Source organism: Streptomyces sp. IBSBF 3136 (assembly GCF_036815105.1).
Classification (GTDB): Bacteria; Actinomycetota; Actinomycetes; order Streptomycetales; family Streptomycetaceae; genus Streptomyces.
Window position 1 is genome coordinate 1 of the sequence record NZ_JAJSZC010000070.1, and the last position, 11,289, is coordinate 11,289.

12 protein-coding genes are annotated in these 11,289 nt (G+C 72.7%); 6 read left to right on the top strand and 6 right to left on the bottom strand.

From position 1 onward, the window contains the following. Window positions 1-152: 152 nt before the first annotated feature. Together V7E45_RS17350 and V7E45_RS17355 are read right to left on the bottom strand one after the other, a co-directional pair. Window positions 153-2,528, bottom strand: a complete 2,376-nt coding sequence (locus tag V7E45_RS17350) for a bifunctional salicylyl-CoA 5-hydroxylase/oxidoreductase (RefSeq protein WP_333775075.1) — start codon at window positions 2,526-2,528, stop codon at window positions 153-155. After that, complete coding sequence (locus V7E45_RS17355; RefSeq protein ID WP_333775076.1) at window positions 2,513-3,340, bottom strand: enoyl-CoA hydratase family protein; 828 nt, start codon at window positions 3,338-3,340, stop codon at window positions 2,513-2,515. Before V7E45_RS17355 ends, V7E45_RS17350 begins: the two co-directional genes overlap by 16 nt. A 293-nt stretch (window positions 3,341-3,633) precedes the next feature. Here V7E45_RS17355 and V7E45_RS17360 point away from each other — a divergent pair, with 293 nt between their 5' ends. Next, window positions 3,634-4,086 (top strand): ATP-binding protein, encoded by a 453-nt coding sequence (locus V7E45_RS17360; protein ID WP_333775077.1) that lies wholly within the window; start codon window positions 3,634-3,636, stop codon window positions 4,084-4,086. On the opposite strand, the gene V7E45_RS17365 is transcribed toward V7E45_RS17360, so the two are convergent. From V7E45_RS17365 to V7E45_RS17375, 3 genes are all read right to left on the bottom strand, one after another. Then, window positions 4,046-5,491 carry an amino acid permease gene (locus V7E45_RS17365; RefSeq protein ID WP_333775078.1) on the bottom strand — a complete coding sequence of 482 codons (1,446 nt, stop codon included), beginning with the start codon at window positions 5,489-5,491 and terminating at the stop codon, window positions 4,046-4,048. The genes V7E45_RS17360 and V7E45_RS17365 overlap by 41 nt on opposite strands. Window positions 5,492-5,600: 109 nt before the next feature. Beyond that, window positions 5,601-6,608: an ornithine carbamoyltransferase gene (argF, locus tag V7E45_RS17370; protein WP_333775079.1), complete on the bottom strand. Its 1,008-nt coding sequence runs from the start codon at window positions 6,606-6,608 to the stop codon at window positions 5,601-5,603. 88 nt (window positions 6,609-6,696) lie between these two features. Continuing rightward, on the bottom strand, window positions 6,697-7,920 hold the full coding sequence (locus tag V7E45_RS17375; RefSeq protein WP_333775080.1) for an arginine deiminase: 1,224 nt from the start codon (window positions 7,918-7,920) through the stop codon (window positions 6,697-6,699). A 130-nt stretch (window positions 7,921-8,050) separates the two neighbouring features. Here V7E45_RS17375 and V7E45_RS17380 point away from each other — a divergent pair, with 130 nt between their 5' ends. From V7E45_RS17380 to V7E45_RS17395, 4 genes are all read left to right on the top strand, one after another. Next, window positions 8,051-9,169 (top strand): SPFH domain-containing protein, encoded by a 1,119-nt coding sequence (locus V7E45_RS17380; RefSeq protein ID WP_333775081.1) that lies wholly within the window; start codon window positions 8,051-8,053, stop codon window positions 9,167-9,169. After that, a complete protein-coding gene (locus tag V7E45_RS17385; RefSeq protein WP_333775082.1) occupies window positions 9,166-10,056 on the top strand; it encodes a hypothetical protein in 891 nt (296 codons plus the stop codon). Before V7E45_RS17380 ends, V7E45_RS17385 begins: the two co-directional genes overlap by 4 nt. Before the next feature lie 180 nt (window positions 10,057-10,236). Beyond that, complete coding sequence (locus V7E45_RS17390; RefSeq protein ID WP_333775083.1) at window positions 10,237-10,500, top strand: CopG family transcriptional regulator; 264 nt, start codon at window positions 10,237-10,239, stop codon at window positions 10,498-10,500. Beyond that, window positions 10,497-10,910, top strand: a complete 414-nt coding sequence (locus V7E45_RS17395; RefSeq protein WP_333775084.1) for a PIN domain-containing protein — start codon at window positions 10,497-10,499, stop codon at window positions 10,908-10,910. The genes V7E45_RS17390 and V7E45_RS17395 overlap by 4 nt, the downstream gene beginning before the upstream one ends. Window positions 10,911-10,991: 81 nt before the next feature. Here V7E45_RS17395 and V7E45_RS17400 read toward each other — a convergent pair whose 3' ends face one another. Then, the gene (locus V7E45_RS17400) at window positions 10,992-11,135 is read right to left on the bottom strand and encodes a hypothetical protein (protein ID WP_333775085.1); all 144 of its coding nucleotides are present in this window, start codon (window positions 11,133-11,135) and stop codon (window positions 10,992-10,994) included. Between the two features lie 16 nt (window positions 11,136-11,151). Between V7E45_RS17400 and V7E45_RS17405 the strand changes: the two genes are divergently transcribed. Continuing rightward, entirely contained in the window at window positions 11,152-11,283 is a 132-nt protein-coding gene (locus V7E45_RS17405; protein ID WP_333775086.1) for a hypothetical protein, read from the top strand. The last annotated feature ends 6 nt before the right edge of the window (window positions 11,284-11,289 follow it).

The window sequence follows — 11,289 nt, forward strand, 5'->3', positions numbered from 1 at the left end:
GGCCGGGTTCGTGGGGGCCGGGTCCGGGGACGGGCCGTGACCGTGTCCGCGCAGCCGTAGCCGTAGCCGCATGCGCGCAGCCGCAGCCATGGCTGCGGTCCCTGCCCGGAGTGCTCGGGCAGGGGCCTGGTGCCGCTCGGCCCGGGGTCGGTTCAGGAACCGTCCGAAGCGGGCGGGACGCCAGTGACCGGATCGAGCGCCAGCCGCGGCCTCGGCCCGTCCGTGCGGCCGGTCTGGGGGCGCCTGCTGCCCGCCCGATAGGGCGCGGGCCAGACCACGCCGGGCCCCCGGTAGCCCTGTTCGGCCGCCGCGTGCAGGGTCCAGTGCGGGTCGTACAGGTGCGGGCGGGCCAGGGCGCACAGGTCGGTGCGCCCGGCCAGGATCAGGGAGTTGACGTCGTCCCAGGAGGAGATCGCGCCGACGGCGATCACCGGGACGCGGACCTCGTGCCGGATGCGGTCGGCGAACGGTGTCTGGTACGACCGCCCGAACTCCGGCCGTTCCCCGGCCACGACCTGACCGGTCGAGACGTCGATCGCGTCGGCGCCGTGGGCGGCGAAGGCCCGGGCGATCGCCACCGCCTCCTCGGCGGTGGTGCCGCCCTCGGCCCAGTCGGTGGCCGAGATACGGACGGTCATGGGCCGCTCGTCCGGCCACACGCCGCGTACCGCGTCGAACACCTCCAGCGGGAACCGCAGCCGCTTCTCCAGCGAGCCGCCGTAGGCGTCGGTGCGCCGGTTGGTGAGCGGGGAGAGGAAGCCGGACAGCAGGTAGCCGTGCGCGCAGTGCAGTTCGAGCAGGTCGAAGCCGGCCCGTGCGGCCCGCCAGGCGGCCGCCGCGAACTGCTCACGGACGTCGGTGAGCTGGGCCCGGGACAGCTCGCGCGGGATCTGGCCGTCCGGCCGGTACGGCAGCGGGGAGGCGGCCACCAGCGGCCAGTTGCCGTCGGGCAGTGGTTCGTCCATGCCCTCCCACATCAGCCTGGTCGAGCCCTTGCGCCCGGAGTGGCCGAGCTGCACGCCGATCGCCGTGCCCGGCGCCTGGGTGTGCACGAAGTCGGTGATCCGCCGCCACGCCTCGCCCTGGCGCGCGGTGTAGAGGCCGGTGCAGCCCGGGGTGATGCGCCCCTCCTCGCTGACGCACACCATCTCGGTCATCACCAGGCCGGCGCCGCCGAGGGCGCGGGCGCCGAGGTGGACCAGGTGGAAGTCGCCGGGGACGCCGTCGACGGCCGAGTACAGGTCCGTGGGCGACACGACGACCCGGTTGCGCAGGGTCAGGCCGTGCAGCCGGAACGGGGTGAACATCGGGGGCGTGCCCGGCGGGCAGCCGAACTCGCGCTCGACGGCCTCGGTGAAGTGGGCGTCGCGCAGCCGGAGGTTGTCGTGGGTGACCCGGCGGCTGCGGGTGAGCAGGTTGAAGGCGAACTGGCGGGGCGGCTGGCCGAGGTACCGGTCCAGGTCCTCGAACCACTCCAGGCTGGCCCGGGCGGCCCGCTGGGTGGAGGCGACGACGGGCCTGCGCTCCTCCTCGTAGGCGGCCAGGGCAGCGGGCACGTCGGGCTGTTCCGCCAGGCACGCGGCGAGTGCGAGCGCGTCCTCCACGGCGAGCTTGGTGCCGGAGCCGATGGAGAAGTGGGCGGTGTGGGCCGCGTCGCCGAGCAGGACGACGTTGTCGTGCGACCAGTGCTCGGTGACGACCGTGCGGAAGGTGGTCCAGGCCGAGTTGTTGGAGCGCAGCGGCCGTCCGCCGAGGGGGTCGGCGAAGATCTTGGCGCAGCGCTCCACGGACTCCTGCGGGCCGGCCCGGTCGAGCCCCGCCGCCCGCCAGACCTCCTCGCGCATCTCGACGATGACGGTGGAGGCGCCGGATGCATGCGGCGGCCCGCAGGGCCTCGTTGAGGGGTGGTGGTCGGGAGACGGGCGGGCGTAGGGGTAGCCGTGCAGTTGCATGACGCCGTGCTCGGTCTCGGTGATCTCGAAGCGGAAGGCGTCGAAGGCGAAGTCGGCGGCCAGCCAGATGTACCGGCAGCGATGCTCGGTCACCTGGGGGCGGAAGGCGTCGGCGAGGGCCGCGCGGGTGGTGCTGCGCACGCCGTCGGCGGCGACGACCAGGTCGTGCCGCGCGCGAAGTTCGTCGAGGGGCGGCGCCTCGGTGCCGAAGCGCAGCTCCACGCCGAGCGAGCGGCAGCGCTCGTGCAGGACCCGCAGGAGCCGGCGGCGGCCGAGCGCGGCGAATCCGTGGCCGCCGGAGCGGTGGCGCACTCCCCGGTGCACGATGTCGATGTCGTCCCAGCGGACGAACTCCTTCTTCAGGGCCGCGTACACGACGGGGTCGGCGTGTTCGATGCCGCCGAGGGTCTCGTCGGAGAGCACCACGCCGAAGCCGAAGGTCTCGTCGGGGGCGTTGCGTTCCCAGACGGTGATCTCCCGGGCGGGGTCGAGCCGCTTCAGCAGCGCGGCCGCGTAGAGACCGCCGGGTCCGCCGCCGATGATCGCGATGCGCCGCACGGTCACCGCCCCCGCCATTTCGGGGGCCGCTTCTCCCGGAACGCGGCGTGGAACTCCGCGTAGTCCTCGCCGTTCATCAGCAGGGCCTGGGTCGAGGCGTCCAGCTCCACGGAGGCCGCCAGCGGCATGTCGAGTTCCGCCGTCAGCAGCGCCTTCGTCTGCGCGTGTGCGAGCGCCGGGCCGTCGGCGAGGCGGCGGGCCAGCGCGGCGGCGGCCGCGTCGGCCCCGCCCTCCTCGGTGAGCACGCTGATCAGGCCGATGCGCTCGGCCTCGGGTGCCCGTACCTGCTCGCCCAGCATCAGCAGCCGGGTGGCGTGGCCGAGGCCGACGACCCGGGGCAGCAGGTAGGCCGCGCCCATGTCGCCGCCGGACAGGCCGACCCGGGTGAAGAGGAAGGCGAACCGGGCGGAGGGGTCGGCGACCCGGAAGTCGGCCGCGAGCGCCAGGACGGCGCCGGCGCCGGCCGCCACCCCGTGCACGGCGGCGATCACCGGGAACGGGCACTCACGGACCGCGCGTACGACCTGCCCGGTCATCCGGTTGAAGTCGAGCAGCTGGGCGGTGTCCATGGCCAGGGTGGCGCCGATGATCTCGTCCACGTCGCCGCCGGAGCAGAAGCCGCGGCCCTCGCCGGCGAGCACCAGGGCGCGCACGGACCGCTCCCGGGACAGCTCGGCGAGGAGGTCACGCAGGTCGGCGTAGGCGCCGAAGGTGAGGGCGTTGAGTTTGGCGGGCCGGTCGAGGGTGACGGTGGCGACCCCGTCGGCGTGCTGGACCCGCAGGTGCTCCCAGTCGCGGGTGCGGGCGGCGGAGCCGGTGAAGGGACTCATGACGTGCGGCCTCCTAGGGGGGCGGTGCCTCACGTGCGCTACCCGGAAAAGCTATCACCCGTTCGTGACTGTCGTCACGATGGCGCGACAACGCGGTGAGGGCGGCCCGGTCCGGTCACGGGCGTCACCGGTCGTCGACAGCGTCGTAACAGTGGGCCGGGCGGGGCGAGGCGGGGCGTCCTCGTGGGTAAGCCGCCCGGTACCGGGGCCGACGGTCCCGAGCGGCGCCCGGCGGCCGTCCCGTGCGGCCGGGCCCGTACCATTCCCTAGTCGAAAGCAGGACAGCCTGCTCCATGAACGGACTCGCCTTGCACGAACGCCCCACCGGACCGGCCTCCTGGCGCATCGCGCTGCCGCACACCGCCGCCGCGGTGCCGGTGGCCCGTGCTCTGGTGCGTACGGCCATCGCCGAGGTGGAGCACCCGGCCGACAGCGACACCGCGGAGCTGCTGACGGCGGAGCTGGTGGCCAACGCGGTGGAGCACACGGCCGGCCGCGGCCCGATCGAGCTGGTGGTGGAGCTGTTGCCGAGCGGCTGCCAGGTCGAGGTGCACGACCCGGACCCGGCGCCGCCCGGTCATCTGACCCGTCCGGTGATCGAGGAGCCCGACGTCTGGCAGGAGGGCGGGCGCGGACTGCTGCTGATCCGTGCGCTCAGTTCGTCCTGCGGTCACCGCCCCACCCCGTCGGGCAAGGCGGTGTGGTTCAGACTGCCTGTGGTTCCCGCTCAGCGGCGGCCGGCGTGATCTCGGGGACCGGTCGCGCCAGCGTGGAGTGCCGGCGCCCGTAGGCGAGGTAGACGACCAGGCCGGCCACGAGGAACAGCGCGAACTGGATCCAGGTCCGCCAGCCGGTCTCGTACATCAGGTACAGGCAGAAGCCGACGCCCAGCAGCGGGCCCACGGGGTAGAGCGGCACCCGGAAGCTGCGGTCGAGGCCCGGTTCGCGGCGGCGCAGGGCGATCACGGTGATGTTGACGACGGCCATGACGGCGAGCGTGCCGATGGTGCACAGGTTCATCACCGCGTCGAGCGAGGCGAAGGCCGCCGGGACGGCGAAGACGACGGCGACGATCAGCGTGCCGGCCACCGGGGTGGAGGTCCGCGGGGAGACCTTCTCGAAGACGCGCGGGATCAGGCCGTCCCGGGACATCGACATCAGGATGCGGGTCTGGCCGTACATCACGGCGAGCACGACGGAGGCGATGGCGACGACCGCGCCGAAGGCGATGACCCCGCCGCCGACGGTGGAGCCGGTGACCTGGTTGACGACGTACGACAGCGCGGCGGGCCGGTCGGCGACCTGGTGGCCGCCGATGGCGCCGATCGCGGCCAGCGCGACCGCGCAGTACAGCAGGGTGACCAGGCCCATGCAGACGAGGATGGCGACGGGGATGTCCCGGCGCGGGTTCTTCGCCTCCTCGCCGGCCGTGGTGATGGCGTCGAAGCCGATGTAGGAGAAGAACGCGGCGGTGGTGCCCGCGCCGATGCCGCCGAGGCCGGCCGGGGAGAACGGGGTGAGGTTGCCGTGCTTGAAGGCGCTGTAGCCGATGGCGCAGAAGGCCAGCAGGATGACCAGCTTCACGGCGGCCATGGCGGCGGTCGCCCCGGCGCTCTCCCGCACCCCGCGCACCAGCAGCACGGACGCCATCGCGATGACGATGACGGCGGGCAGGTTCACGATCCCGTGGTCGCCGGGACCGGCGGAGAGCGCGGCCGGGAGCTGCCAGCCGGTGAGGCTGTGCAGCAGTTCGTTGACGTACTGGCTCCAGCCGACCGCGACGGCCGAGATGGAGATGCCGTACTCCAGCAGCAGGCACCAGCCGACCAGGAAGGCGGTGGACTCGCCCAGGCCCGCGTAGGCGAAGGAGTACGAGGAGCCGGAGACCGGGATCGCGCCGCCCAGCTCGGCGAAGGAGAGGGCGGTGAAGACGCAGGTGATCGCGGCCAGCACGAAGGAGACGACCACGGCGGGCCCGGCCTGGGCGACGGAGTCGGAGAGGCCGACGAAGATGCCGGTGCCGACGATGGCGCCGACGCCGAAACAGATGAGCTGGAAGAGGCCCATGGTGCGCTTGAGGCCGTGGCCCTCGCGGTCGGCGCCGGATTCGGCGACGAGCAGGTGCGGGGACTTGATGCGGGAGGCGGGCATGCGGGTGGTGCTCGTTTCTGGTGGTGCGGGCGACCTGCGGGGGGTTTCCCCGGTCGCGGCGGCGGCCCCGGAAGGGTGGTCCGAGGGCCGCCGGTCAGGATAAAACGACTCAGGCGAGGGTGGCGACCAGCACGGCCTTGATGGTGTGCAGCCGGTTCTCCGCCTCGTCGAAGACGACGGAGTGAGCCGACTCGAAGACCTCGTCGGTGACCTCGAGCGAGGTCAGGCCGTGGCTCTCGTGGATCTCCCGCCCGACCTTGGTGCCGAGGTCGTGGAAGGCCGGCAGGCAGTGCAGGAACTTCACGTCCGGGTTGCCGGTGGCGCGCAGGACGTCCATCGTGACGGCGTACGGGGCGAGGGCCGTGATCCGCTCGTCCCACACCGTCTTGGGCTCGCCCATCGAGACCCAGACGTCGGTGGCGACGAAGTCGGCGCCCGCGACGCCCTCGGCGACGTCCTCGGTGAGCGTGATCCGTGCCCCGGAGGTCTCGGCGAGCTCCCGGGCGCGGTCCACGATCTCCTGGGCCGGCCAGTAGGACTTGGGTGCGACGATCCGCACGTCCATCCCGAGCAGGGCACCGGTGACCAGGTAGGAGTTGCCCATGTTGAAGCGGGCGTCGCCGAGGTAGGCGAAGGCGGTCTCCTTCAGCGGCCGGGTGCCGTGCTCGGTCATGGTGAGCACGTCGGCGAGCATCTGGGTGGGGTGCCAGTCGTCCGTGAGCCCGTTGTAGACGGGCACGCCGGCGTGCGCGGCCAGTTCCTCGACACCGGCCTGGCTGTCGCCCCGGTACTCGATGGCGTCGAACATCCGGCCGAGGACCCGGGCGGTGTCCCTCACCGACTCCTTGTGGCCGATCTGCGAGCCCGAGGGGTCCAGGTACGTGGTGTGGGCGCCCTGGTCGGCGGCGGCGACCTCGAACGCGCAGCGGGTGCGCGTCGAGGTCTTCTCGAAGATCAGCGCGATGTTGCGGCCGCGCAGGTACTGCGGCTCGGTCCCGGCCTTCTTGGCGGCCTTCAGCTCGGCGGCCAGCTCGACCAGACCGCGGAACTCCTCCTCGGTGAAGTCCAGCTCCTTGAGGAAGTGACGGCCGGCGAGAGCGGTCGGGACGGTCGCCATGGGGGCGCTCCAAAGGTACGACGACTGGGGACCCTGGAATTCTATACGATCCTTAGCATTTATATGCGGTCCATGCGCGTCCGGTCGGTCACACCGCCTCACGCTCGACGGGGCAGCTCATGCAGCGCGGGCCGCCCCTGCCCCGGCCCAGCTCGCTACCGGGGATCTCGATCACCTCGATGCCCTGTTTGCGCAGATGGGTGTTGGTGGTGGAGTTGCGTTCGTAGGCGACGACGACGCCCGGTTCCACGGCGAGCACGTTGCAGCCGTCGTCCCACTGCTCGCGCTCGGCCGCGTGCACGTCCTGGGTGGCGGTCAGCACCCGGATCTCGCCGAGTCCCAGCGCGGCCGCGATCGCGCGGTGCATGTGCTCCGGCGGATGGTCGGTGACCTTCAGCTCCTGCTCGCCCGCGCCCGGCTCGATGGTGTAGGAGCGCAGCATGCCGAGCCCGGCGTACTGGGTGAAGGTGTCGCCGTCGACCATGGTCATCACGGTGTCGAGGTGCATGAAGGCCCGCCGCTTGGGCATGTCGAGCGCGACGATCGTGGACGCGGACCCCGCCGCGAACAGCTTGTGCGCCAGCATCTCCACGGCCTGCGGGGTGGTGCGCTCGCTCATGCCGATGAGGACGGCGCCGTTGCCGATCACCAGGACGTCGCCGCCCTCGATGGTGGAGGGGTAGTCGGCCTGCCCGCGGGACCAGACCCGGAACGTCTCGTCGCGGAACAGCGGGTGGTGCCGGTAGATCGCCTCGAAGTGCACGGCCTCCCGCTGCCGGGCGGGCCGGCGCATGGCGTTGATGGCCACCCCGTCGTAGATCCAGGCGGAGGTGTCACGGGTGAAGAGGTGGTTGGGGAGCGGGCCGAGCAGGAAGTCGTCGAGGTCCATCACGTGGAACCGCACGGAGGTCGGCTCCGCGTGCGCCTCGAGGAACTCCCGCTTGGTCATGCCGCCCACCAGGGCCTCGGCCAGTTCGCGCGCCGGCAGCGTCTCGAAGGCGGCGCGCAGGTGGTCGGTGGCGAGCGGGCCGTACTCCTTCTCGTCGAAGACCCGGTCGAGGACGAGGGAGCGCGCCTCCGGGAGCTCCAGGGTCTCGGTGAGCAGGTCACCGAAGAGGTGGACGGCGACCCCCCGGTCACGCAGGACGTCGGCGAACCCGTCGTGCTCGGCGCGCGCCCGGCGCACCCACAGCACGTCGTCGAAGAGGAGGGCGTCCTTGTTGCTGGGCGTGAGCCTTTTGAGCTCGAGGTCGGGCCGGTGCAGTATCACGCGGCGCAGTCGCCCGGCCTCGGAGTGGACGTGGTATGCCATGCCTCCATCCTGGCCGGGGACGACCGTCTTCACGCTCCCATCGACCGTTTCCGGCACTTCCTGTTTTCGTCCTCTTGACGAGAACCGAGGGTCCCGCTTATCGTCCTCATGACGAAAAGCGAGGGGATCCATGGCCGACATCACCCGGCGCCTGGGCTGGCGCCATCTGCGCGGGGCGCCCACGGCGCACATACGGCACCACCGCTCCGGCGCGCTGGTCCACGACGGGACCGGGCTCAGCTTCTGGTTCCGCCCGCTGACGGCCGCGCTCTCCGAGGTGCCGGTCGACGACCGGGAGCTGGCGATGACCTTCCACGCCCGCACCTCCGACTTCCAGGACGTCTCGGTGCAGGCGACGGTCACCTACCGGATCGCCGACCCGGCCGTCGCCGCCGCCCGCCTCGACTTCTCGATCGACCCGGACACCGGCGCCTGGCGGGGCACCCCGCTGGACCAGCTCGGCACCCTGCTCACCGAGACGGCCCAGCAGCACGCGCTGGACGTGCTGGCGCGCACGCCTCTCGCGGCGGCGCTGGTGGACGGGGTGGCCGCGGTGCGCGAGCGGGTCGCGGCCGGCCTGGGCGCCGAGCCACGGCTGCCGGCCACCGGCATCGAGGTGGTCGCGGTCCGCGTGATGGCGCTGCGGCCCGAACCGGAGGTGGAGCGGGCGCTGCGCACCCCCGCCCGGGAACAGATCCAGCAGGAGGCCGACCGCGCCACCTACGAACGGCGGGCCGTGGCGGTCGAGCGCGAACGCGCCATCGCCGAGAACGAGCTGGCCAGCAAGATCGAACTGGCCCGCCGCGAGGAACGACTGGTCGAGCAGCGCGGCACCAACGCGCGCCGCGAGGCCGAGGAGCAGGCGGCCGCGGACGCGGTGCGCGCCGAGGCGGAGGCGGCCCGGTCGGTGAAGCTGGCCGAGGCCGAGGCCACCCGCTCGGTGGGGCTCGCCGAGGCCGAGGCGGCCCGGACGCTGAAGCTCGCCGAGGCGGAGGCGGCCCGCTCCCGGCAGCTCGCCCGCGCGGAGGCCGAGGCCGCGCGCGAGGTCGGGGAGGCGCGGGCGCAGGCACAGGCGGCCTGGCTGCGGGTGCACACCGAGGCCGGGGTCGACGGGACGACGACCCTGCGGGCCCTCACCGCGACCCGGCTCGCCGAGAACCTGCCGCGCATCGACAGCGTGACCGTCTCCCCCGACGTGCTGACCGGGCTGCTGGCGAAGCTCGGCGGCGACTCCGAGGGCGCCCGGTGAGCCTCGCCCGGCGGGCCGTCCTGGTCCATCGCACCACCGAGTACGAGGAGCTGGTGGCCCGGCACGGCACGCACGGCCAGGCCGCCTTCTTCCTCGCCTCCCGGGGCCGGGACATCGAGGAGGTCGCCGAACGCCACCGCAGGGCCCGGGGCGCCCTGGCCGAGGTGGCCGCCGCGGTGCCGCTGACCTGGCGCCAGGCCCGGGTGGAGCGCGCCGACCTCGACCGGTTCCTGTTCGCCCCGGAGGACGTGGTCGTCGTCGTGGGCCAGGACGGGCTGGTGGCCAACGCCGCCAAGTACCTGACGGGCCAGCCGGTGATCGGCATCGACACCGACCCCGGGCGCAATCCCGGAGTGCTGGTACGGCACCGCCCGGCGGACGCGGCGAAGCTGCTGGCGGCGGCCGGGACCGCGGTGGACGAACTCACCATGGTCGAGGCCGTCGCCGACGACACCCAGCGGCTGGTGGCGCTCAACGAGATCTACCTCGGCACTCCCGGCCACCAGACCGCCCGCTACCGCCTGGGCCTCGACGGCGACGGGGGTGCCGTCGAGGCCCAGGCCTCCTCCGGAGTGCTGGTCGGCACCGGCACCGGCGCCACCGGCTGGCTGCGCTCGGTCTGGCAGGAGCGGGGCGGCGCGCTGCCGCTGCCCTCCCCCACCGAGGACGGCCTGCTGTGGTTCGTCCGGGAGGCGTGGCCCTCCCCGGCCACCGGCACCACCCTGGTGGCCGGCCGCCTCCGGGCCACGGCCTCCCTCTCGCTCACGGTGGAGTCCGACCGGCTGATCGCGTTCGGCGACGGCATCGAGAGCGACGCCCTCCAGCTCACCTGGGGTCAGACGGTCCGCGTCGGCATCTGCGACCGGCGGTTGCGGTTGGTGGGGTGAGGAAGCCTGGCTCCGCGTTCAGATCGCGGTGCAACGGCCGCTCGGCTGGTGGGGTGACTCGGAGCATTGCTCATTGACCAGGGCCCCGACATGCGCTCCGACTCAGCCGTCAGCCCCCGGCGGAACCGTGCGGAAACACCGCCCAGCACGCCTCGGAGGATGACAGGTAGGATAGGTAGCATGAGTGAGCCTACCGGCAAGTACTCGATCACCATGCCGCGCGACATCGCGGAAGCCGCCAAGGCCCGCAGCGGTCCCTCCGGCCTGTCTGCCTACGTGGCCGCGGCCGTGGCCCGTCAGATCGAACGAGACAACCTCAACGAACTGATCACCGTCGCCGAGGCCGAGCACGGACCCGTCACGGCCGAGGAGATCCAGGCCCTGCGTGACCAACTCGCCCAGGCACGACGCGAGCAGGCACGGCACGGGGCCGACGCCGCGTGACCCGCTCCCCCGCGGTCCCCGGCGGCACCCTCGTCCTCGACAGCGAAGGATTGGCCAAGGCCGTCCTGCGCGACCGTACGATCACCGGCTGGCTCGCTCTGGCCCGCGTCGACGATCACCGAGTGATCACCTCGGCGGCCGCCCTGGTCGAAGTGGTCCACCCCCGCATCAACCGCCCGGCCCTGGAATGGACGCTCTCCCGCTTGGTCGTCGAACCGATCACCGAGCCGATTGCCCGCCACGCCGCCGCCCTCCTCGCCAACGCCGGCCTTCACGGCCACAAGCACGCCATCGACGCCATGCTCACCGCCACCGCTCTGGCCGCGCCAGGCCCGGTCACCGTCCTCACCTCCGATCCAGAGGACCTCACTGCCCTCTGCGGCGGACGCGCGACCGTGATCAAGATCTGACCGCTCCGCCCCGTTGAGGCCGAGGCAGCAGTCCTGCACGCTGTGTCCATTCCTGCGAGGGCAGCCGGTCAGGACCGCGCGCTATGTGGTCCAGCCCCTACTGGTCGCCCCGTAGTCAGGGTCGTACAGGCGCAACATGGAGACGGAGCTGTCGAGCAGGTCGAGTTGTTCGGCCCTGAGTGACGGCGCGTTGAAGTGCATCACCGTGTTGCGGACATCCTTCACGCGGCCGAGCAGCCCGATGATGGGCCCTGTCGACGAGGGTGGAGTCATCGGCCGGGTCCTGCTCGGCGGCCTCATCGCCGTCGCCTGCATCGGCGACCGTCTCTCGCTCGTGGGCGATCGGGACGATCGCGACCTCGTCGTCCAGTGAACCGGC

What these genes read in the sequence shown, in the direction of transcription:
- V7E45_RS17350 (WP_333775075.1), bottom strand. Translation starts at nt 2,528, where the DNA reads ATGGCGGGGGCGGTGACCGTGCGGCGCATCGCGATCATCGGCGGCGGA.
- V7E45_RS17355 (WP_333775076.1), bottom strand. Translation starts at nt 3,340, where the DNA reads ATGAGTCCCTTCACCGGCTCCGCCGCCCGCACCCGCGACTGGGAGCAC.
- V7E45_RS17360 (WP_333775077.1), top strand. Translation starts at nt 3,634, where the DNA reads ATGAACGGACTCGCCTTGCACGAACGCCCCACCGGACCGGCCTCCTGG.
- V7E45_RS17365 (WP_333775078.1), bottom strand. Translation starts at nt 5,491, where the DNA reads ATGCCCGCCTCCCGCATCAAGTCCCCGCACCTGCTCGTCGCCGAATCC.
- argF (WP_333775079.1), bottom strand. Translation starts at nt 6,608, where the DNA reads ATGGCGACCGTCCCGACCGCTCTCGCCGGCCGTCACTTCCTCAAGGAG.
- V7E45_RS17375 (WP_333775080.1), bottom strand. Translation starts at nt 7,920, where the DNA reads ATGGCATACCACGTCCACTCCGAGGCCGGGCGACTGCGCCGCGTGATA.
- V7E45_RS17380 (WP_333775081.1), top strand. Translation starts at nt 8,051, where the DNA reads ATGGCCGACATCACCCGGCGCCTGGGCTGGCGCCATCTGCGCGGGGCG.
- V7E45_RS17390 (WP_333775083.1), top strand. Translation starts at nt 10,237, where the DNA reads ATGAGTGAGCCTACCGGCAAGTACTCGATCACCATGCCGCGCGACATC.
- V7E45_RS17405 (WP_333775086.1), top strand. Translation starts at nt 11,152, where the DNA reads ATGATGGGCCCTGTCGACGAGGGTGGAGTCATCGGCCGGGTCCTGCTC.